Below are 21768 nucleotides of genomic sequence, written 5' to 3'. Positions count from 1 at the left end.
AGGCACGCCGCCAGCGTTCGTCCTGAGCCAGGATCAAACTCTCCAAAAAGAAAGTTGATTGGCTTCTTTTCAGCTTCAGCACCGACACCGCAAGGTGTCGCTCGCCTTCGCTTTTCGTTGTGGACGCTTCGTTTTGTTCAGTTTTCAAGGAGCATTCCCTGAAACATTAGTTGTTAATTATGGAGCGGGTGATGGGAATCGAACCCACGACATCAGCTTGGAAGGCTGAGGTTTTACCACTAAACTACACCCGCATGTTTATTCATTAAGATTAAATAAATCGGGAAGACAGGATTCGAACCTGCGACCCCATGGTCCCAAACCATGTGCTCTACCAAGCTGAGCTACTTCCCGAAATGGCGCGCTCGAGAGGATTCGAACCCCTAACCTTCTGATCCGTAGTCAGATGCTCTATCCAATTGAGCTACGAGCGCAAATATTGATTTTGGAAACAACGAATTATATTTTAGCACTTCCTGAAATAAATCACAAGTATTTTTTGTATTTATGCGGTCGAGAGGACTTGAACCTCCACGGGGTTGCCCCCACTAGGCCCTCAACCTAGCGCGTCTGCCATTCCGCCACGACCGCATATTTATTAAGTTAGTGGTGCGGGTGGAGGGACTTGAACCCCCACGCCGTAAGGCGCCAGATCCTAAGTCTGGTGCGTCTGCCAATTCCGCCACACCCGCAAAAATGAGCCATGGAGGACTCGAACCTCCGACCCTCTGATTAAAAGTCAGATGCTCTACCTACTGAGCTAATGGCTCATGGCTGGGCTAGCTGGATTCGAACCAGCGCATCACGGAGTCAAAGTCCGTTGCCTTACCGCTTGGCTATAGCCCAATGTAAATAAAGTATCTAAATGGCGGTCCCGACGGGACTCGAACCCGCGATCTCCTGCGTGACAGGCAGGCGTGTTAACCACTACACTACGGGACCATCAATAAAATGGGGTTGGTGCTTTATAGACCCCAACACCCATCAGCAGTGACCCGTACGGGATTCGAACCCGTGTTACCGCCGTGAAAGGGCGGTGTCTTAACCACTTGACCAACGGGCCACGACAAAATATATCAAAAGTGGCGGAGAAGGCGGGATTTGAACCCGCGCGCCGTAAAGACACGACCTAACGGTTTAGCAAACCGTCCCCTTCAGCCACTTGGGTACTTCTCCAATGGCTCCGCAAGTAGGATTCGAACCTACGACCTACCGGTTAACAGCCGGTTGCTCTACCGCTGAGCTATTGCGGAATAAAGGGAAATGTAGTTATCTTGTTGCAAAACATCATAACTTTCCAGTTCGTTGCCTCTTCCTCTGCTAGCGAACTCAAAGTTGTTGGATGCATCGAGGCAACTCGTAGCAAATTCATAGAAGTATCGCTCATCGCTGAGCTATTGCGGAATAAAAATCATAGCAAACTTTTTCATCGCTTCCTAATTACTTATGGACTTGGACAATCGACATTCTTTATTATATTGAGCTGAGTGATGGTTGTCAATAGCTTTTATATTCATTTATCATCCATCGCCTTTTGGCGACGGCTTTTATAATTTAGCATATACAAACAATAGCTGTCAACACTTTTTTAACAAAAAATATTGTTTGTTTTTTTAGGCTTGCCTATAAATGCACAAAAATGAAACTACGGCAAACGTGCTTTCATATTTCTCCGCCGTTATCCAACATTAGTTTTCCGCCACATTGTCCACAAACATACTTGTCTGTATTGACCCGCTTTTTCCGTCTATATTTTAAACTGCACTTAGAACAAACATACACGTAAACTTTTTTTGTTCTTTGTTGTGCTTGCTGAGGGAGTGGCCGACAATAGCGGGGAGCCTGAACTTGTCGTAATAAATCACGAAAGTCTTGGTCACGATGTCGATATCCTTTTCCTTCCAAATGAAGATGGTAATGGCATAATTCATGCTTAATAATGGCAATAAGCTCTTCTTCTCCGAACGCTTCGTAATATTTTTTATTTAGTTCAATGTTATGAGTTTGTAATATGTAACGTCCTCCCGTTGTTCGAAGCCTTGGATTGAATGTCGCTGTATGTTTGAACGGTTTTTTGAAAAATTGTAAAGACACTCTTTCGACAAGCCGTTGCAAATCACTTTGTTTCATTTTCGTTACTCCTTACTTTTTTGACACAGGACAGACCAACCATACATACATTATATACTAACCTTTCTGTTACAGGAGGTCGACTGTTATGCCAACATGGTTAAAAAATCAAATGAGACGAGCCTATTATGAAAAAAATCGTTACCAAATCAAATTGCTAAATCAATGCTGGTTTTTTTATCAGAAAAAACACTGCTCATGAAAGCAGTGTTTTTTCTGATTCTTCCGGTGGAATCATAGATAAAGAAATTCTTCCTTTATCGAGATCTACATTGTCAACCCAAACTTTTACCACATCGCCTACTGATACAACGTCAAGCGGATGACGTACATATTGCTTGCTTAATTTTGAAATGTGAACAAGCCCATCCTGCTTAACCCCAATATCCACAAACGCTCCGAAATCGACGACGTTCCGCACCGTTCCTTCTAACTCCATTCCTCTTTTTAAATCTTCCATTTTTAAAATGTCTTTTCGTAATAACGGCTTTGGCAGCTCATCGCGAGGATCACGTTCTGGACGAATTAAAGCGTCGATAATGTCTTGTAATGTCAATTCTCCGATGCCAAGTTCAGCAGCCGTGTCAGGAATGGAAAGAGATTGCAATGCCTGACGAAGCTCTTCACTTCCGATATGTTCAGTTGTAAAACCAATTTGGTGCAACAGCCTTTTCACTTCTTCATACCGCTCAGGATGAATCGGCGTACGGTCGAGCGGTTCGTCTCCATCAATAATGCGTAAAAATCCGATACACTGTTCATATGTTTTAGCACCAAGCCGCGGTATCGATTTTAATTCCTCGCGGTTTTTAAATTTTCCTTGTTCCTCACGGCGTTTTACGATATTTTCCGATACTGTTTTCGTAAGCCCTGATACGTATTGCAATAAAGAGACGGAGGCAGTGTTGACGTTGACGCCAACTTGGTTAACAACGGTTTCCACGACAAACTGCAATGATTGCGCTAATTTTTTTTGTGAAACGTCGTGCTGATATTGGCCAACTCCTACTGATTTTGGATCAATTTTCACCAGTTCGGCAAGCGGGTCTTGTACACGCCTTGCGATCGAAACTGCGCTCCGTTCTTCTACCTGTAAATCTGGAAACTCTTGACGGGCAAGGTCAGAGGCGGAATAGACGCTCGCTCCCGCTTCATTGACAATAAGGTAAAAAATTTCTTTATCTACTTGTTTTAAGGTGTCCGCCACAAATTGCTCCGTTTCCCTTGAGGCAGTTCCGTTCCCAATGGCAATCATTTCGACATGATATTCTTCGATAATGCGGATTAACTTTTCTCTCGCTTCTTCTATCTGTTGCTGCGGGGGATGAGGGTAAATGACATCGATTTTCAGCAATTTGCCTGTTTCGTCGACCACCGCCAGCTTGCATCCCGTTCGATAGGCAGGGTCTATACCAAGAACAATCTTCCCTTTTAACGGCGGCTGAAGCAATAGCTTGCGTAAGTTCTCCGCAAAAATATGAATCGCCCGCTCTTCCGCTTTTTCGGTTAATTCATTGCGAATATCCCGCTCGATTGACGGTTCAATAAGCCTTTTGTAGCCGTCCTCAATCGCTTCAGAAAGGAGGGAAGCGGCGGGAGATTGCGGATTTGTAATAATGTGCTTTTGTAAGTATGTCATAATATCTTCTACCGGCGCCTGAATGGAAACACGCAACACTCCTTCTTTTTCGCCGCGATTGAGCGCTAATACACGATGCGGAACAATCCTATGTACTGGCTCTTCATATTCGTAATACATTTCATATACTTTTTTCTCATCATTTTCCGACTCTTTGACAGTCGATATGATCACGCCTTTTTTCCATGTGTGCTGGCGAATCCATTGGCGAAATTGTGCATCATCCGATACCTTTTCAGCGATGATGTCTTTCGCACCTTGAAGCGCCTCTTCGACGGTACGTACTTCTTTTTCTGGTTGAATAAACTCTTGCGCTTTTTCTTCCGGCCGCGGCCTCATTGGACACGTCCATAACCATTCCGCAAGAGGCTCTAACCCTTTTTCCTTGGCAATGGTGGCTTTTGTACGTCGTTTTTGTCTATAAGGACGATACAAATCTTCCACTTGCTGCAGTTTCGTAGCATTGATGATCGCGTTTTTTAGATCATCCGTTAGTTTTCCTTGTTCATCAATAAGGCGAAGGACTTCTTCTTTCCGCTGTTCTAAGTTTTGTAGGTAATTCCATTTCTCCAAAATATCACGAATTTGCACTTCATCTAAGGCGCCTGTCATCTCTTTCCGATAGCGGGCAATAAACGGCACCGTATTTCCTTCCTCAGAAAGAGAAATCACATTGCTAACTTGCTTTGTGGACAAATGTAATTCATTCGCTATCAGGTCCATCAACGCTTCTCTATTTAACAAATCCTTACCCCTCCATGACTAAAAATAAAAATAGCTACAATGATGCAGCTATTCCTAACGAGTCGTATATGAATAAAATAGTTGGACAGATCGATTGTTTGCGACCTGCCCTTTTTTGCGCATAGCAAACTACCCACCACTTTTTATGAAACGGAGGCGATAGGTGGCTCAGTGCATTCTCTCATGGTGAATGAGACTTATATATCCTGAAGGCCGTTTCCGTCTATACTCTTGCTGCAAAAACGGAGCGGGGGTTTCACGAAACAAGTTTTGTTTCGGAGAAGAGAAATTTAAATTTCGAGCGCTACTGTTTAAAAATCTATAAGTCCTAAACTAATTTGCAGCGCTTCGTCCACCTTATCCATCATTTCATCGTCCAAGTGAGTAATTTTGTCTGTTAGCCGCTGTTTATCAATTGTCCGAATTTGCTCTAGCAGAATGACAGAATCCCGCTCAAACCCGTAACGTTTTGCATCAATTTCGACATGCGTTGGCAGCTTCGCTTTTTGAATTTGTGCTGTAATTGCCGCCACAATCACCGTCGGACTAAATCGATTCCCAATGTCATTTTGAATGACCAATACCGGACGAACGCCTCCTTGCTCTGAGCCCACTACCGGGGAAAGGTCCGCAAAATAAACGTCGCCACGCTTAACAATCAAAGCATTACCCCCCGCTAACTAAACGTTCAACGGTGTGGTCGGCCTCGTATTCTGCAAGAAACGCTTCTGAAGCAATGGATAAATTGATTTTGGCCATTTCCATATAACCGCGTCTCATTGCTTCACGGATTTGACGTTTTTTTCGCTCGCGAATATACATTTTAGTCGCTTGATAAATAAGGTCATTGCGGTTGCCGTTTTCCTGTTTTACAAGCACATCTAATTCGGTTACCAATGCTTGAGGCAAACGAACGACGATTTCTGTTGTTGCGCTAGATTCCGACACGAACATACACCTCCACGAACTGCAGCCGATTCATTACTTCCATTTCATAATACCACTAAATAAAAACGCTGCAAAGTCATTTCTGCTTTTTCTACCTATTATCTTCTGAAAAGTCTTTCAGTTTATACTTAATCATTGCCATCCAAAACAAAATTTCTCACTTCCATTATACTCTTATTTCTGAAAAAAATACGGGGAACGCGATAACTTATTGTACAAGGAACCTCATAGTTAATCGTTCCAAGATATTGAGCCACGTCATCAACAGAAATATATTCGTCGCCTTGCCGCCCAATCAGCGTCACTTTCGTTCCAACAGGCATTTGCTTCGGCAGACGGACCATTAATTGATCCATGCAAATTCTTCCGATAATCGGCGCTTTTTCTCCGTTCACAAGTACATGGAAATTTTGCAGTTTACGCAACCAACCATCTGCATATCCAATCGGGACCGTTCCAACCCACTGCTCCGTTTCCGCCGTATATGTCGCTCCATAACTCACCTTTTCTCCAGGCTTTAACTTTTTCACATGAACGAGACGGCTATGCAATGAAAAAGCTTCTTTTAGCTCATACGGCAAATATTGTTTGATTTCCGGTGAAGGAGATAGCCCATACATCGAAATGCCAAAGCGCACCATATTAAAGACTTTATCCGGAAACCGTAAAGCTGTCGCACTGTTTCCGCAGTGGATAATCGGTGGTTTATATGGAAGCCATTCAAGCATTCGCAAAAAATTATCGTATTGAAAAGAAAAATAATCCGTGTTTATTTCATCAGCTGTGGCAAAATGAGTATATGCTCCTTCCAATGAAAAATACGGATGTCGGTCAATTTGTTCAATGACGCGCTTTGTTTCCGTTTCCTCCCTGACACCTAACCGTCCCATTCCTGTATCCATTTTTAAATGAAATAAAACGGGACTCGTTTCGCTGTATACGTTTGCCGCTTGTTCTATCCATTCCGGCTGAAACACAGTGAGCGTAATCCGATGCTTTGCGGCAATATTAATATCGCTAGGCCGGCAAGCCCCTAGCACAAGAATAGGTGCAGTAACTCCTTTTTTCCTTAGCGCAATCGCTTCGTCTAAAAACGCCACTGCTAAATAAGAAGCACCTGCTTCAAGCGCTGTTTTTGCCACTTGTACATCACCGTGGCCGTATGCGTTTGCCTTCACTACCGCCATAATGCGGATGTCGTTTTGCAAAAAGTTTTTTAATTGTGAAACGTTGTAGTAAATGGCATCTAAATCAATTTCTGCCCAAGTATCGCGGTAAAACAAATTGCTCATATCTCGCTGCACTTCCTTGTCTATCAAAATGAATGCAAATACATTGAAAGATATTTACTCCAACTTTATCTTCCTATCTCGATAAAATAAAGCATTCCATCTTTTTTTAGTTTACCACTTGCAAAGCAATGAAGGAATATGTACTTATCGTCAATATTTAAGTTCCCCAGATTTTTTAGCAAACAAAAAAGGCCCAGCAACTGCTGGTCCGTGCCAATAACGGTTATTTCATTGCTTTTCCTTGTACAGAACGAGCAACCATTATCATTTCTTCTGGCGTTAAGTCCTTCGAAGCGAGCGTAAATTCGACTCCTTTATACGACCATGTAAGAGTCTGATCTGTCAACGCGCCGATCGCAAAACCTAAATCAATCGGTTCGCCATTGACAAGTGTCGGAGTGCTTGTTGCCGGCAATACTCTCGCTTTCTCTTGGACTAACGTGAATGATTTTTCGCCTCCAAATGTCATAATAATCCGTTTCCCATCTTCGGCAGCAACTTCTTTTTCATCTATTTGTTTTACCCCTTCCGGTAAATTGACCGGATACATTACTTCAATCGCTTTGTCTTCCGCTTTTGCCATCGTTGGTACTTCTAAGCGTGCTCCTGTCATGTTTTTAGAGGTATCAAACGCATCATCATCAAATTTTTTATTAAACTCCACTTTTGAAAATTGTACGGTTAACAAAGCGTTCCGGTCTGTATCCATCACTTTGACGGATACCGGCGATAAATCTTTTTTGTTTAACGTAATTTCTTGCTTTGGAATCATGTTGCTGTTCGGATAGTTTGTTTTCGTTTCAAATACGTAATGATTTTTCGTCGCTTTAAAGCTCGCTTTCGAATCGCTTAAAATGTCTTTGACCAGTGACTCATACAAATACGCTTGACTGCTGTTTTTCGGCCAATCACTTTGGAAACGGAAGCTTTTGTTTAGCGCCGGAGTAAAAACAAAAACCCCTTCATCGTTGCGTAAAATCATCTGGCTTTGACCTTTGTCGGCATTTTTTAAGCTGACACGGTAGTACGAAGGCTGCTTATACCAAATTTCAACATGGTATACTTGCGGCTTAGATCCTGTTTGAAAGGTCATTTTTGCCTCTGCTTGGTAACTTGTCATCTCATCCATCTTTTCATCCAGCGCTTTCATCACGTCTTCTTGTGATTTTGCCCCGCAGCCAGTTAAAGCGACAAGCAGTATGATGCCCATAAATACACTAAACACTTTTCTCCTCATCGTTTCAACCCCTTTGTCTCATATCGATTTCCATCTGTGCATTACAATATATGAGACAACTTAGGGGAATATGCAGACTAGCTATGACAAGCGCTCAATAATGACTTGAGCAATCGCATAATCGCGGCTATGAGAGATCGAAACGTGAATGCGGCAATCCTTCCCATTTGAAACAACGATCGGTTTTCCGTTATCGTCATTCATAATTTGGATATCATGAAATGATACATTCTTTCCGATTCCTGTTCCAATCGCTTTTGCATATGCCTCTTTTGCCGCAAACCGCCCTGCCAAAAATTCTACTTTTCGTTTCGGTGATAATTGAAAAAAAATCCTTTTTTCTTCCTCCGTTAAAATTCGATCAATAAATTTTTCATTTTTCATCATTAGTTGTTCAATCCGTTCCAATTCTACAATATCGATCCCAATCCCGATAATCATCGTTCTTCTACCCTCTCTATGTACATACATTTTAATAAACGAATAAAGGAGCGAAGTTTATGTTTGCGCGCATGGAAAATGCCCATACATTTTTTCGGTTTTACCCTGCCGTTTCCATCCTTGTCGCCCTTCACGTAGTGATTTGGTTCACGTTTTTTTTACGCATTCCTATAGCCGAGCCATTATGGGAAAAAATGATTGGTTTTAATGCCGCTGTACAGAACGGGGAGTATTGGCGGTTAGTAAGCCCGCTTGTTTTGCATGTACGGTTTGAACATATGATCATCAACTCCATTTCTCTCATTTTATTCGGACCTGCTTTGGAAAAAATGTTAGGGAAAAGCAAGTTTCTGATTCTTTATATTGGCAGTGGAATATGCGCCAACATTGCAACATTTTTTGTTCTGCCAGCGATGTATAGTCATGCTGGAGCTTCTGGGGCCATTTTCGGTCTGTTCGGCATGTATGGATACTTGATCGTATTTTGCCGCGATATAATCGAAACACAACACGCGCGACTTCTTTTTGCCGTCATATGTATTAGCCTATTTATCTCATTTACTGCCCCTAATGTAAATATGGTCGCTCACCTGTTTGGTTTTTTAGGCGGTGGGATCATTGCTCCTTTCATTTCTTCCCATCTGCATCCACATCAGCCTTTTCTTCTTCATCGCTAAGATTCCGCTTTCTTCATTCATGAAAGCGGGATCTTATATTACCGAATGAGAAATATTGGATCGCTCAAATAAAAAACGGCGCTTATGCGCCGTTTTTTAACGGGCAACGCGCCGTTTTTTTGTACGCTCTTTCGGTTGACTGCCTTGACGGTTCCCGCGCTTTTTCTCCCGTTTTACCGGAAGCGGCGGCTCTTCCGTTAATTGCACTGGCGTTGTATCAGGCTCTTTTGTCAACATTTTAATGCACGCGGCGACAAGCGACACGGAATCATGTTCTTCCAATAACTCTTCGGCAGCTCGTTTATAAAAAGAAAGATTTTCCGATTCGACAGTCGCAACCAGCTTTTCCACAGCGATACGCTGTTGGCCTTCTAGCGCCTCATCAAGCGTCGGCGGCTTCATCCGTTCCATCTTCCGTTTTGTCGTGCGCTCAATATTATGAAGCTGTCCAATTTCCCGCGGCGTAACAAACGTCATCGCTACACCTGTTTTTCCAGCGCGCCCGGTGCGGCCAATACGGTGAACGTAGCTTTCCGGATCTTGCGGGATATCAAAATTGTAAACGTGCGTCACGCCGGAAATATCCAGTCCACGTGCCGCTACATCCGTAGCGACTAAAATTTCAATCGAACCTTCTTTAAATTTACGAAGAACGGATAACCGTTTCGCTTGGCTCAAATCGCCATGAATTCCTTCGGCAGCGTACCCACGCAAGTTGAGCGCTTCTGCCAATTCATCCACGCGCCGTTTTGTACGTCCGAAAACAATGGCTAACTCCGGCGCTTGAATATCCAATAAACGCGTTAAAATATCGAATTTCTTCTTTTCTTGCACTTCTAAATAATATTGTTGAATATTTGGAACCGTCATTTCCTTTGCTTTTACTTTTACCATGTGCGGCTCATTCATAAACCGTTCGGCGATGCGGCGGATTGGCTCCGGCATCGTTGCGGAAAATAATAATGTCTGCCGTTTTTCAGGAACATTGCTTAAAATCGCTTCGATATCGTCGATAAACCCCATATTAAGCATCTCATCCGCTTCATCAAGCACAACGGTGTGCACGTTGTCTAACCGAAGCGTCTTACGGTTGATATGATCAATAATTCGGCCAGGCGTTCCTACAATGATGTGCGGGCGTTTTTTTAATGCGCGAATTTGCCGCTCAATATCTTGCCCTCCGTAAATCGGCAATACTCGAACGCGCTTGACTGCGCCAATTTTATAAAGTTCTTCCGATACTTGAATCGCCAGCTCCCGCGTCGGTGCCACAACAAGACCTTGAATGGCTTCATTTTTTACATCTACTTTTTCAATGAGCGGAATACCAAAAGCAGCCGTTTTACCGGTGCCAGTTTGCGCCTGCCCAATGACGTCTTTATTTTGTAGACTTAACGGAATCGTTTCCGCTTGAATCGGGGTCGTTTCCTCAAATCCCATCCGGCGAATCGCCTTCATTAATTCGTTGCTTAATCCTAATTCATGAAACGTTGTCAATGTTATTCAAACTCCTTTAAATTTCCTTACTATCCGAAATGAATCGAATAAAAATATTTAAGAGTTATCATACCATTTTCACGTTCTGTTTTCAATAAATACCATTTTCTAACTTATTTTCCCGTAAAAATTTTTCTACTTCGCAAAACAATAGATATCGGTCAGGGCCGTGGCAGACGTGATGGTATGATTCTCGTAACAATAACAGCTTTTTTTGCGATGAACCGATCTTATTATATAAATAATGGGCGCTTTTTACCGGAACGATGCCATCTTTTTCACCTTGAACAATCAGCGCCGGAATATGTACATTAGGCAAACGCGGCCGGACTTCATTGACTAATTTTCGGAACTCTAATACGGCTGTAAGCGGCGTTGCTAAAATTTTATTTTTGTAACGGATAAAAAGCGGATTTTCGCGAAGACGCCGCCTCCATCCATCACGAACGATTTCATGGATATCTTTTATTAATTGACGCGGATTGACATAATAAAAAGCGGCGCTTAATAGCACAAGCTTGTCAATCTTATATTTTTCCGCCAAATATACTGCGATTACTCCACCCATCGAAAAGCCGATGACATAAACCGTTTCGCATATTTCCATTAATGCTTGCAATTCCCTTTCTGCCGCTTGAAACCATTGATCATAAGTAATTCCTTTTAGTTGCAGCCGCTTTCCATGTCCGGGAAGTATCGGCGTTTTGATCACCCAGTCCGTTCGTTTTTGTAAATATTCCGCCAGCGGAGCTACTTCATCAGGGCTTCCCGTAAATCCGTGTATACATAGACACCCAATCATCATCATCACCATTTTCCAAAAAATCAAAAGCGGCAGTTAGAAACGCCGCTTTTATTTTTTCACGGTTGTTTTCATTTTACACAATGATATGGTTATTGCAAATCAGGAAGCAACTCTTCTAGCTTCATTCCACGTGAAGCCTTCAGCAAAATCACATCGCCAGAGGAAACAACTGCAAGCAAGTCTTTTGCCAAAGACTGCTTATCTTCATATGCTTTCACGCGCCCATCTGGAAAAAACGGCTGTGCCGCGAGCGCAATATGACGTGCTAACGCTCCATACGTAAATACATAATCGACCATTTCCGGCCGCAGCATTGCGCCGATTTCCCGATGAAACTCCACTTCTTGATCGCCAAGCTCCAGCATGTCTCCTAACACAGCAATCTTTTTCTCATATCCCGTCAATTCGTGAAGTAATTGCAACGCCGCTTTCATCGATGTTGGGTTAGCGTTATACGCGTCATTAATAATCGTCCAGCCTTTCTTTGTTTCGATTAATTCCATGCGCATACGCGTCACTTGCAATTGTGAAAATGCTTCTTGAATCTTCTCCCAGCTTACGTGAAAAAAGCGAGCTACAGCGATAGCAGCCAACGCGTTATATACATGATGCTTCCCTAAAATCGGAAGGAAAAAGGAGCGATTTGGCGCCTGATGAATGGTAAACGTAGTGCCATTGGCCTGTACATGGACCGTTTTCGGATAATAATCGTTTTCGCTTCCTTGCCCAAATCTCAAGACGTGCTCAGGCAGCGGCAAGTCTGGAACCCGGTTCACCAGCAACGGCTCATCTCCATGATAAACAAAAAGGCCGTTCTTTTTTAAACCCGATAAAATTTCTAATTTTGCTTGAGCAATCCCTTCGCGTGAACCTAGTTCTTGCAAATGCGATTCGCCAATATTTGTAATAACTGCCGCATCCGGCTCGGCAATGTTGGATAATAATTCAATTTCGCCGAAATTGCTCATTCCCATTTCGACGACAGCCATTTCCGTGTCTTCTTCCAAACGGAGAAGCGTCAATGGCACTCCAATATGATTGTTCAAATTTCCTTCCGTCTTTTGTACTTTATATGTTGTTGCTAATAGTGCTGCTATCATATCCTTTGTCGTCGTTTTGCCATTGCTTCCCGTAATGCCGATGACTTTTACCGAAAGCTGCTTGCGATACCGATGTGCAAGACGCTGGAGCGCGCGCAACGTGTCGTCCACGATAATCACTGGCACGTCTCTCGGCGGGGTTCCTTCCGTTTCCGCCCAAAGCACAGCGCTCGCGCCCTTATCGAGCGCATCTTGGACAAACGCATGGCCGTTAAACTTAGCTCCTTTTAATGGAACGTACAAATTGCCTTGTTGAATCGTTCGCGTATCTGTTGAAACCCCATGAACCATTATGTCGAAAAAGCCGGCCGCTAAACCGCGTCCGTCCACCATCGACTGTATATCGCGCAATGTACGAGTGATCATCTTTTTTCACCTTCATTTCTATTTCTCAAACGTATACGTGATCGTTTGCTTTTCTTCATGACGTTCGATCGCTAATTGTATGAGACGTTCAATCAGTTCTGGATAGGAAACGCCGCTATGTTTCCATAACAAAGGAAACATGCTATACGGTGTAAATCCAGGCATTGTATTAATTTCATTAATATACGCTTCGCCATCTTCCGTTAAGAAAAAGTCGGCTCGTACGAGTCCAGAAAGGTCAAGCGCCTTAAACGCGGTAATCGCCATTTGTTTAATCGTTTCATACTGTTCTTTTGTAACGTCTGCCGGAATAATTAATTCCGTATTACCGTCTTCATATTTCGCTTGATAATCGTAAAATTCTTTTTTCGGGACAATTTCTCCAACAACCGAACAAATTGGATCATCGTTGCCGATGACGCCGATTTCGATTTCACGCCCAACAATCGCTTCCTCAACAATAATTTTTCGATCATACTTAAACGCCTCAGCAAAAGCCGCTTTTAAATCATCGCGCTGCTTGCATTTCGTAATCCCGACGCTTGATCCCGCATTCGCCGGCTTGACGAAACAAGGATAGCCAAGCTCTTGTTCCACCTTGTCATAAGCCGCTTCTTCGTTTCTACTCCATTCCCGCTTCGTAAACGATACGTATTTTGCCTGACGTAATCCTGCTTGCGCAAATAAGTTTTTCATCACCACTTTATCCATCCCGACTGCGGAGGCAAGCACACCGTTTCCGACGTATGGAATATTAAGGAGCTCAAGCAGCCCTTGCACCGTGCCATCTTCTCCGTTCGGTCCATGCAATAATGGAAAAATGACATCCACTACCGCTTCCTCTTGCTTTTTCCCGTCCGCAACCGCCGGTGTTTGATTTAACGCTACCGGTATAATGGCTTTTGCGTCAGATTGAAACTGCAATTGCTTTATATCATTTACTTTTCCAGTCAACCGTTCTCCCTTGATCCACTGTCCTTCAGTTGTAATATAAATCGGGATGACGTCAAATTTATTTTTATCAATGGCATTCATCACCGCCATCGCCGTTGATAAAGATACGTTATGCTCAGGCGATTTGCCTCCGTATAAAATTCCAACTCTCGTTTTCATTTAGGCTCCTCCTCTTTGTTTACCATAGTTTCTATTTTAACACGTTTCTGGCACAATCGTATGGTATTTTATATGAGTAATATAGGTTGTTTCGTCACTTTGAAAACAGTAAAAACACCATCTAACCCATTCGTTAGATGGTGAAATCGCTATTTCCAGAGAGCGCGGTATTGTCCTTGGTACATTGCCACAATCTCTTTTAATGCGTCTTGCGCCGTTTTTTCAATCTGTGAAAAATATTCATGCACCCGTCGATAAAAATGATTTTTTTCTATTTCATCCGTGAGTACATGAATGATTTTTCGTTCGTAATAACGAAACCCTGTCAAATTATAAATCAATCCATGTTTTTCAAGATATTGCAAATTAATTTGTTCTTGACCAGGCAAGTAACCAACCGTAAAAACAGGCAATTGTTTATGCAGCACTTCACTTACCGTAACGCCGCCTGGTTTTGTAATTACCGCATCTACTTCGTTATACAAACGATTCATCTCTTGTGGGCTAGATATGTATGAGAAAGGGCGAATATGTGGTTGCTTCCAGCTTGCGATTTCATCATATAACTTTTTGTTCGTTCCACATAGTACCGAATAGCGAAATAAACGGGAATCTTCTACTTTCTTAAAAAAATCGACAATATTGCCTAGTCCTTGGTTTCCTCCCGCCAACAGCAAATGAAACGGGCGTCTTTTCCCCCTCAGCTCGGAATGTTTCGTCATAAACACTTCATGGACGGGAATACCTGTCACAATAATTCGTTTTTCATCAATATGATATTTCGTCATTAACTCCTTTTTTGCGTCCGCATGTGGAACAAAATGATAGTCGATGTCCCGTTTCCCCCATACGCTATTGATGAAAAAATCGGTATATACGTTGATTACTGGTATTTGAATCAGCTTCTTCCGCTTTAGCCGTTGCAAAATGCGCGATGGGAATGAATGAGTGCAAATAATGAGTGTCGGTTTCTCCTTCTCCAACATTTTTTTCATTTTATTTTCAAAATAAGGCAGCCATGGCTCAAAAGAAACGAATTCTAACCGATGAACATCATAGTACATAAACGCCTTATAAACACGATGATAGGAAGCTGGATGAGAGCGAATCCATCGTAAATACATTTCAGAAACCATTTTTTCCATCAGTTCATTACAATAGCTTAAAAAGTCGATTTTTTTACAGTATATATCTTGAAATTGCCTTTGCAGAAAATCAATCAACGTATCGGCTACTTTATGATGGCCTGTGCTCATTTGGAACAATGGTAATACAAGAATTTTCATCATCGTTAGCTCCCTTTAATTTTCAAAAGATTTTTTGCGAAATTGCTGTCCAACCCACACTCCAAGCAGAAACAACAAAAATAAAACAATCCCGATCATCGGAAAATAAATCAGTGGAATTTGCACATGTTGACCAAGCAGCATTCCAACAACGATGATGGGAATCACCCATATCGCTGCGCCAACGGATGCAAGCAATAAAAACAAACGGAAAGGAAAGCGGATCACACCAGCCATATATGGCGAAATTTGCCGAACGCCGGGGACGTAATAGCCAAACAAAATGACCCATTTTCCATATCGATGAAACAACTTTCGTGTTCGCTCCCATTTTTCCTCTTTTATTCCTACATACTTTCCGTACCTTTTAATAAATGGCGCTCCTAAAAAGCGGCCGATGCCGTAGGCGACGATCATTCCTATAACAACACCGCCCCAGCTTACGATAAAACAATACTCCCATAACAGCTGCTTCCTGGCAATAACAATCCCTAGAAAAAACAGCAAACTCTCTTCCGGAGCGGGAATGCCGACAATGCCAAAAAACAGAAACAGAAAAATAATCACATATCCATATGATTGCACGTACGAAAAAAGAATGCTCGTATCCATAGATCCCCCAATTATATCGATGAAATTTGTTTATTAGTTTGCTCGTTCAGCAAATCTGTAATCGTCACCCAGCGCATATTTTTCGCTTCTTCTTCCTTCAATAACAATTCCAACGCCGAAAGCATTTGTTCTGGAGCCAATTCATCAGCGCCAAACGTTTTCCCGCTGTCATGAAGAACAATCACCGCTCCATCTTTCATGCTATTTTTCAGCCGATTAAACAATTCCATTGTACCAATTTTGGCATTCCAGTCGCCAAGAATGTCCGTCCACATCACCGTCGAATATTTTTTCTGCAAAAACGGGGTGAACAAATTAAAATGCCCCCAAGGCGGACGATAATACATCGGCCGCGTTCCCGTAATTTGTTCGATAATATCTGCTGATTTGCGCAATCCTTTTCCTAAAAAAGGAGGGAAAATGAACCAGTTGCTAATATGCCGGTAGTTATGCATCCCAATTTCATGGCCTTCATCATGCATTCGTTTCACAATATAAGGGTATTGCTTCGCCTTTTTCCCAACAACGAAAAAGGTTGCCTTCACTTGATGTTTTTTCAACAAATCTAACAGTCTCGGTGTATAATATGGGTCGGGACCGTCATCGAACGTTAACGCGATCATTCCTGGTTGTGTCCCTTTGCGGTAAATGCGAAAATTTGTTTTTCGAATAAGAACTGTTGGAACGATGCCGTATAATATCATTACTCCAGCGAACAAAACGATCCATAGCATCGTTTTCACCTCTTTATTTGTACTTTACCAGTACTCTTTTTCTTTGAAAATAGAAAATTATAATTTTCACGTAATCATTTCCAATTTTACACTTTTTATTAAATGAATAAAATCAGTCATATGTTATATACCGCAAGCACTTTCATAAAAATAAAAAAGAAAAAGATACAAACATTGCCTTGATTCTTCTCCATCTAACGAAATTTTCATGTTTTCGCACCTCAAGCGTCAATTTGCTATAATACAATACGATATTAAAGATAGTAATAATCGTTTTTAAAAGGAATGTAAAATTTCAATATGCTCAAAAAGATAGGTGATTACATTGAATAAAAAAATTATTCTTACCGGCGGCGGAACAGCCGGGCACGTGATGGTCAATTTAGCGCTCATTCCCAAGCTAAAAGAACAAGGCTGGGATATCGCATATATCGGTTCCCACCAAGGTATTGAGCGCGAACTAATTTCGAAGGTGGAAGGCGTGCCTTATTTTCCGATTTCGACAGGAAAACTACGCCGCTATTTCGACTGGAACAACTTTAAAGATCCCTTTAAAGTCCTCAAAGGTACATTTCAAGCGTACCGCATCATTAAAAAAGAAAAGCCGAGCATCGTATTTTCCAAAGGTGGATTCGTTTCCGTCCCCGTCATTATCGGCGCATGGTTAAATGGCGTCCCATCCATCATCCACGAGTCCGATATTACCCCGGGACTTGCCAATAAAATTGCGATGCCGTTTGCGACCAAAATTTGCGTCACGTTTCCAGAAACACTCCGCCATGTCAAAGAAGAAAAAGGGATTTACATTGGCGCGGTGGTGCGTGAAGAATTAAAACGAGGAAACGCCGACAAAGGGCGGGAGTACTGCCAATTTGAAAAAGGGAAACCCGTTCTTCTCGTCATGGGCGGAAGTTTAGGCTCGAAGCGGATTAACGATGCACTGCGCGCCAATTTACAAACGCTTCTTGATGATTTTCAAATCGTCCACATTTGCGGAAAAGGAAATGTCGACCCTCAATGGACGAACAAAAAAGGCTACAAACAGTTTGAGTACGTTCATGAAGAGCTTCCTCATCTGATGGCAATGGCGGATATCGTCTTATCACGAGCTGGCGCAAACTCCATTTTCGAGTTTCTCGCCTTGCGCAAACCAATGCTGCTCATTCCTCTTTCCAAAGAAGCAAGCCGCGGCGACCAAATTTTAAACGCCCGCTCTTTTGAAAAATCCGGCTACGCGGAAGTGCTGATGGAAGAAAACTTAACGAACGAATCGCTGCGCAATGCTATTTATCATCTTTACCAAAACAAAGACCGCTACCGGCAAAACATGGATCGGTCCGACGCGGGAGATGCACTGCAAAAGTTGCTGGAGTTAATTCATGAATCAAGCAAAACATAACTATTTGACAAAAAACATATTTCATTTCGATGACGAAGAGAGTAGTTATAAGAAGCAAAAGCGAGTCAGGAAGGAAACCTGTAGAGTTCCGAAAAGCTCGTCTGAACCGCTGTCGGTTAACAGACGTTGTCGGATCCATATGAGATCGTTTCCATGTAAACCGCTGGTTAAACGCTCGTCTCTGTAAAGAGGGGAGCGTTTTTCTTTTCATTGTGTATTTTGCGGCAGTTAATTCACGCTCCCTGAAGAAATGCAACCAAAAGCGCTAATGAACTAATCCTTTTCTCTCTAATGTACAAACCACCTTCTCTCTGAATTTTTCATCTTCCAAAAATCCTTCTTCTATAAATGGTTTATATACGTCTACGCTTTCGTTTGGAACCTTCTCATTGGAATCAATAAATTTTTCTTTCACTGCTTTGACAAAAGCGATGGCATAAATAATTTTCATGTACTCGCTGGCGGGATTAGCTTTTCCCTATTTATGTCAATGATTGTTTCGCCGTTTCGAATGACGGTCATGGCACAATTTTGCGGTTCAGATTCAATAAACTTCATGATACCCTCTTTTGAACACGAGATAAGAAAGGACAATGAACCCAACTATAATAGTAGCAATTACTAAAAAATCTCAATGTTTTATGAATGCAAGCATCTCCGTATACAACAACCCATTCTTTTCTTCAGCAACCAGGACACTCGATAAAGGTTATTATGACGATATTAGACGATAATCCAATTAAATCTGCTAAGAATACGGCTAAGACATTAGCAAAAAAAAAAAAAACAGAAGATAAACCTTACTATCTTCCGTTTTCAACAGTTGTAAATATATAGTATAATAGGAAGGCAATGGTACGGGGAAACTCAAGGGTGGGTCGGCATTGTACCCCTTTATATGCAGAAAGGGGTGATGCCGATGACAGTGTTTGAAGCGTTAATGTTTGCGATAGCTTTTGCAAGTCTCATCGTTTCAATACTGTCTTACAACCAAAAGAAATAATCCACCCTTGAGTTGTCGGAGCTACGGGTGGAGTATTTCTGCCCTGCTGCCGATCCCCCTTGCAGGGAACCGTTCTATTGCAGGACCAAGGGTGTTGCAGCACCCTTGGTCTATTTATTTATACGAACCTTCTGTATATATTATACATGATTAGTGTCGTAAAATGAAGGCTTATGTTTGATGTTGATCAAGTCCTAATGATTGTGTAAAATTTCGCTCTCAGTCCATTGAACTCGGATCACCGGAAAACAAAATCGTTTTTTGCCGTTTTCTTTTTACACAAATTTCAGGATTTAATCCAGTTTCCTCCTTTTATAGATACTTTCCACATGAATTTAGAATGCTTGGTAGTTTAAAGTCCTTCAAACACTTTCTCCATTTCATCTATCACACGCCCCATTGTCACTACGATTATAAAAAATAACCTTTATCGTGTGTCCGGGGCTAATGAGTAAAAACCCTATTTTTAGCATATATTCCACGTAGAAACTAATGATATTCATGCCATTGTATTGTCCTTAGATCATCATATTGTTTATCTTTAGAAAAACCATAGTAATATTTTGGCTTTTTATCAGCAGAAAGAGCTATTGGGTTGATATCTCTTTCATTCAACTTCCCTTCCCAGTAAAAAATCTCGATATTCCCTAGATGCATTGGTCGCAAAAATCTTTCTCCGTCCGGACCAGCTTCAACATATTTAATGTCATTTGTATTTATTTTAAAAGCCAACATAAGCATATTAATGGTTTGATCATTTATCTTGGCGTAGCCAACTGTTTCAATATCATTTTTTAAATTTGATTGATAATTAAATGCTATCTCACTTTTCCAGAATGGTCCAAAAGGCTTAGATATGACAGTTTTATAGGATTGATCGTTATCCTGAAAAATATATATTTTGTTTTCACGAGCGTTTATTTCTTTTAGTAATACAGCATTCTTATGTATATAATTGTTTTTCTTAGCAGCGTTTAAAGGAGTAAGATGTAAATCTAAAAAAAATACAGTACATGCAAATACAAAAACTAATATAAAAAAGACGATACCTATAAGCTTTTTAACAGGTTTTCTTTTGTTCATAAAGATTCCCTCCTCATTCATTATCTTGTCAAGCCGCTCAGCTCCCCCCATTGTATCAAAAGGAATTAGAAAAAACATCCGTATTTTCCGCAAATTTGATTGCAGAAAATGCGGATGTTTAAGGATATCCATGAGGTTAAAAAATCGATGGCATCTTTTTAGAGTACATCGAGCATCATAAAGAAAAGTTTTTCAGTGCTGCTGAGGCATGTGCTTGAGAAGCAACAAGTAACGGAAGCTTAATTTGTTAGGCATCCGTTTTAGGGAAAGTTTTTACTTCCTTTCCCATCCCTTGTTCTTCGATGATCCTGAAAAAGCGCAAGCAGCAGCTCTATATGCTACTGAGGTTTCCTGTCTGCTCTCTGAATGAAAATAACTGTTGTAAACATAAGCGCAATAACCGTTATCAATAAAATCACAAATTTCCTTAATAAAAACGGATCCCAAACGGGCGGCTGGAATAAAAAGATGTGCGGCCACGGCATAAATTCCCCTAACGTTACCACTTCTAAAACCGTATAAATAATAATAATGGTAAGGGAAATCTCAATGTTTTTGATAAGCACGATAAGGGATGTTCCAAAAAACATATAGAATAACACTAAAATAATGAAATGAATCACGTTTAAAGCAGATAATGAAGGCATCCCGTATTTCACCACAAAAGCGGTACACAGAAGAAAAACCCCGATTATATTGACAATGAAGTATCTTAAGAAGTCAATCCCAAACCGTTTGGAGTAATATGGAACTAATGTTTCCTGCGCGCCTTCTTCATACATTTCGCTCAGCCTATACATAAGACACCAGCAAGAAAATGGAATGAAAACGCCTTGGATAATAATAATATTGTTATAGATGCCGTTTTGCTCTCTTGGAACAAGCAGAATAAGCAACAGAGATAATCCAAACATCACAACTGGGACAAAAAAAGTGAGCCCCATCGTCTTTCGGTCAAATAAAAAGGTGGCATAAATGCTTTCTAAGTAATCCCTCATTCTAGTTCACACCCCTAACAACGGCTAAATAACCATCGATAAGCCTTGGTGCCACTTGTTTCGCTCCTTCTTCTCCTTCTTTCGCGAACACCCGTACATTCACGCCATCTTCCTCTTCTAGAAGCTGAATCACTTCCTTTTCCACCATGATGCAATCCAATTCTTCCGGTGATACATGATATTCCCAAACATATCCTTCCGCATGGGCTTTAAGCTCGGCTGGCGTGCCTTCAAATAGAACTCTCCCGCTTTTTAAAATGCCAATCTTTGTACATAAAAACTCAATGTCTTCGACAATGTGCGAGGAAATGATGACGGTATGCTCCGAACCAAGATTTTTTAACAAATTGCGAAAGCGAATCCGCTCTTCAATGTCCAATCCCGCTGTCGGCTCATCAAAAATTAAGATCGACGGCTTTCTCATTAACAGCTGCGCGATTCCCACCCGCTTTCTCATTCCACCGGATAGTTCCATCATTTTCTTGTTCTCATGCCCCGTTAGATTGACCTTTTTGATGGCCTCCCATATTGCCATCTCCCTCTCCTTTTTATTCATCATTCCTTGCAGGATGGCAATATGATCCAACGTTTCGATGATGTATAAAATTTTGTGTAAAGCATTTTGCTAGACCAAAAGAAAAAAGGTAGGGTATTCTCTGATTGG

The 21768-nt window shown here is 41.6% G+C and carries 22 protein-coding genes and 11 tRNA genes; 4 read left to right on the top strand and 29 right to left on the bottom strand.

Features of this window, described 5'->3' with window-relative positions; all coding sequences use genetic code 11:
- Positions 1 to 180: 180 nt before the first annotated feature.
- The 12 genes from DCC82_RS03640 to DCC82_RS03585 all read right to left on the bottom strand — a co-directional run bounded on the left by DCC82_RS03640 (position 181) and on the right by DCC82_RS03585 (position 2130).
- Positions 181 to 254 (bottom strand) — tRNA-Gly (locus DCC82_RS03640).
- A gap of 26 nt (positions 255 to 280) precedes the next feature.
- Positions 281 to 354 (bottom strand) — tRNA-Pro (locus tag DCC82_RS03635).
- 3 nt (positions 355 to 357) lie between these two features.
- Positions 358 to 434, bottom strand: a tRNA-Arg gene (locus DCC82_RS03630).
- 74 nt (positions 435 to 508) lie between these two features.
- Positions 509 to 591: transfer RNA gene (locus DCC82_RS03625), tRNA-Leu, on the bottom strand.
- Positions 592 to 607: 16 nt separating this feature from the next.
- Positions 608 to 692: transfer RNA gene (locus tag DCC82_RS03620), tRNA-Leu, on the bottom strand.
- 5 nt (positions 693 to 697) lie between these two features.
- Positions 698 to 770, bottom strand: a tRNA-Lys gene (locus DCC82_RS03615).
- Position 771: 1 nt separating this feature from the next.
- Positions 772 to 846 (bottom strand) — tRNA-Gln (locus tag DCC82_RS03610).
- A 20-nt stretch (positions 847 to 866) separates the two neighbouring features.
- Positions 867 to 942, bottom strand: a tRNA-Asp gene (locus DCC82_RS03605).
- Positions 943 to 991: 49 nt separating this feature from the next.
- A tRNA-Glu gene (locus DCC82_RS03600) sits at positions 992 to 1063 on the bottom strand.
- 20 nt (positions 1064 to 1083) lie between these two features.
- A tRNA-Ser gene (locus DCC82_RS03595) sits at positions 1084 to 1176 on the bottom strand.
- 2 nt (positions 1177 to 1178) lie between these two features.
- Positions 1179 to 1253, bottom strand: a tRNA-Asn gene (locus DCC82_RS03590).
- Between the two features lie 409 nt (positions 1254 to 1662).
- Positions 1663 to 2130 carry a SprT family protein gene (locus DCC82_RS03585; RefSeq protein ID WP_012748967.1) on the bottom strand — a complete coding sequence of 156 codons (468 nt, stop codon included), beginning with the start codon at positions 2128 to 2130 and terminating at the stop codon, positions 1663 to 1665.
- An 88-nt stretch (positions 2131 to 2218) separates the two neighbouring features.
- Between DCC82_RS03585 and cmpA the strand changes: the two genes are divergently transcribed.
- Positions 2219 to 2332: a cortex morphogenetic protein CmpA gene (gene cmpA, locus DCC82_RS03580; RefSeq protein ID WP_012748966.1), complete on the top strand. Its 114-nt coding sequence runs from the start codon at positions 2219 to 2221 to the stop codon at positions 2330 to 2332.
- Here the strand turns inward: cmpA and DCC82_RS03575 are convergent.
- From DCC82_RS03575 to acpS, 6 genes are all read right to left on the bottom strand, one after another.
- A complete protein-coding gene (locus tag DCC82_RS03575) occupies positions 2327 to 4492 on the bottom strand; it encodes a Tex family protein (protein WP_187252148.1) in 2166 nt (721 codons plus the stop codon). The genes cmpA and DCC82_RS03575 overlap by 6 nt on opposite strands.
- Positions 4493 to 4824: 332 nt before the next feature.
- On the bottom strand, positions 4825 to 5175 hold the full coding sequence (ndoA, locus tag DCC82_RS03570; protein ID WP_003253417.1) for a type II toxin-antitoxin system endoribonuclease NdoA: 351 nt from the start codon (positions 5173 to 5175) through the stop codon (positions 4825 to 4827).
- A 4-nt stretch (positions 5176 to 5179) separates the two neighbouring features.
- The gene (locus DCC82_RS03565; protein ID WP_003253419.1) at positions 5180 to 5461 is read right to left on the bottom strand and encodes a CopG family ribbon-helix-helix protein; all 282 of its coding nucleotides are present in this window, start codon (positions 5459 to 5461) and stop codon (positions 5180 to 5182) included.
- 128 nt (positions 5462 to 5589) lie between these two features.
- Positions 5590 to 6753, bottom strand: coding sequence for an alanine racemase (gene alr, locus DCC82_RS03560; RefSeq protein WP_108430246.1), 1164 nt, complete (start codon positions 6751 to 6753; stop codon positions 5590 to 5592).
- Between the two features lie 223 nt (positions 6754 to 6976).
- Entirely contained in the window at positions 6977 to 7990 is a 1014-nt protein-coding gene (locus tag DCC82_RS03555; RefSeq protein ID WP_062678765.1) for a LolA family protein, read from the bottom strand.
- Between the two features lie 81 nt (positions 7991 to 8071).
- Positions 8072 to 8431, bottom strand: coding sequence for a holo-ACP synthase (gene acpS / locus DCC82_RS03550; protein ID WP_012748962.1), 360 nt, complete (start codon positions 8429 to 8431; stop codon positions 8072 to 8074).
- A gap of 59 nt (positions 8432 to 8490) precedes the next feature.
- Here acpS and DCC82_RS03545 point away from each other — a divergent pair, with 59 nt between their 5' ends.
- Entirely contained in the window at positions 8491 to 9108 is a 618-nt protein-coding gene (locus DCC82_RS03545; protein WP_108430245.1) for a rhomboid family intramembrane serine protease, read from the top strand.
- Positions 9109 to 9204: 96 nt separating this feature from the next.
- Here DCC82_RS03545 and cshA read toward each other — a convergent pair whose 3' ends face one another.
- From cshA to DCC82_RS03510, 7 genes are all read right to left on the bottom strand, one after another.
- Positions 9205 to 10605: a degradosome RNA helicase CshA gene (gene cshA, locus DCC82_RS03540; protein WP_108430244.1), complete on the bottom strand. Its 1401-nt coding sequence runs from the start codon at positions 10603 to 10605 to the stop codon at positions 9205 to 9207.
- Positions 10606 to 10696: 91 nt separating this feature from the next.
- On the bottom strand, positions 10697 to 11407 hold the full coding sequence (locus tag DCC82_RS03535) for an alpha/beta hydrolase (RefSeq protein WP_187252147.1): 711 nt from the start codon (positions 11405 to 11407) through the stop codon (positions 10697 to 10699).
- Between the two features lie 92 nt (positions 11408 to 11499).
- Positions 11500 to 12876 carry a UDP-N-acetylmuramoyl-tripeptide--D-alanyl-D-alanine ligase gene (locus tag DCC82_RS03530; RefSeq protein ID WP_097354034.1) on the bottom strand — a complete coding sequence of 459 codons (1377 nt, stop codon included), beginning with the start codon at positions 12874 to 12876 and terminating at the stop codon, positions 11500 to 11502.
- Positions 12877 to 12894: 18 nt separating this feature from the next.
- Positions 12895 to 13989: a D-alanine--D-alanine ligase gene (locus DCC82_RS03525; RefSeq protein ID WP_012748957.1), complete on the bottom strand. Its 1095-nt coding sequence runs from the start codon at positions 13987 to 13989 to the stop codon at positions 12895 to 12897.
- 149 nt (positions 13990 to 14138) lie between these two features.
- A complete protein-coding gene (locus DCC82_RS03520) occupies positions 14139 to 15278 on the bottom strand; it encodes an MGDG synthase family glycosyltransferase (protein ID WP_012748956.1) in 1140 nt (379 codons plus the stop codon).
- A 12-nt stretch (positions 15279 to 15290) separates the two neighbouring features.
- Positions 15291 to 15887 carry a DedA family protein gene (locus DCC82_RS03515; RefSeq protein ID WP_062756420.1) on the bottom strand — a complete coding sequence of 199 codons (597 nt, stop codon included), beginning with the start codon at positions 15885 to 15887 and terminating at the stop codon, positions 15291 to 15293.
- A gap of 11 nt (positions 15888 to 15898) precedes the next feature.
- A complete protein-coding gene (locus DCC82_RS03510; RefSeq protein ID WP_097354033.1) occupies positions 15899 to 16621 on the bottom strand; it encodes a polysaccharide deacetylase family protein in 723 nt (240 codons plus the stop codon).
- Positions 16622 to 16946: 325 nt separating this feature from the next.
- Here DCC82_RS03510 and DCC82_RS03505 point away from each other — a divergent pair, with 325 nt between their 5' ends.
- Positions 16947 to 18020, top strand: a complete 1074-nt coding sequence (locus DCC82_RS03505) for an undecaprenyldiphospho-muramoylpentapeptide beta-N-acetylglucosaminyltransferase (RefSeq protein WP_097354032.1) — start codon at positions 16947 to 16949, stop codon at positions 18018 to 18020.
- A 265-nt stretch (positions 18021 to 18285) separates the two neighbouring features.
- Here the strand turns inward: DCC82_RS03505 and DCC82_RS03500 are convergent, their stop codons facing one another.
- Positions 18286 to 18471, bottom strand: a complete 186-nt coding sequence (locus DCC82_RS03500; RefSeq protein ID WP_097354031.1) for a hypothetical protein — start codon at positions 18469 to 18471, stop codon at positions 18286 to 18288.
- Positions 18472 to 18918: 447 nt separating this feature from the next.
- On the opposite strand from DCC82_RS03500, the gene DCC82_RS18660 reads away from it, so the two are divergent.
- A complete protein-coding gene (locus DCC82_RS18660; protein ID WP_353620316.1) occupies positions 18919 to 19023 on the top strand; it encodes a putative holin-like toxin in 105 nt (34 codons plus the stop codon).
- A 489-nt stretch (positions 19024 to 19512) separates the two neighbouring features.
- Here DCC82_RS18660 and DCC82_RS03495 read toward each other — a convergent pair whose 3' ends face one another.
- The 3 genes from DCC82_RS03495 to DCC82_RS03485 form a co-directional block, all read right to left on the bottom strand.
- Positions 19513 to 20106 (bottom strand): hypothetical protein, encoded by a 594-nt coding sequence (locus tag DCC82_RS03495; RefSeq protein ID WP_097354030.1) that lies wholly within the window; start codon positions 20104 to 20106, stop codon positions 19513 to 19515.
- 338 nt (positions 20107 to 20444) lie between these two features.
- Entirely contained in the window at positions 20445 to 21104 is a 660-nt protein-coding gene (locus tag DCC82_RS03490; protein WP_108430243.1) for a hypothetical protein, read from the bottom strand.
- A gap of 1 nt (position 21105) precedes the next feature.
- Positions 21106 to 21660 (bottom strand): ATP-binding cassette domain-containing protein, encoded by a 555-nt coding sequence (locus tag DCC82_RS03485; RefSeq protein ID WP_353620315.1) that lies wholly within the window; start codon positions 21658 to 21660, stop codon positions 21106 to 21108.
- Positions 21661 to 21768: the final 108 nt, after the last annotated feature.

The sequence above is a fragment of the Geobacillus sp. LYN3 genome, from assembly GCF_003064505.1.
In the GTDB taxonomy this organism is placed as follows: Bacteria; Bacillota; Bacilli; order Bacillales; family Anoxybacillaceae; genus Parageobacillus_B; species Parageobacillus_B toebii.
The sequence above is the reverse complement of the archived record's forward strand: the minus strand, read 5'-3'. Positions and strand labels throughout refer to the sequence as shown.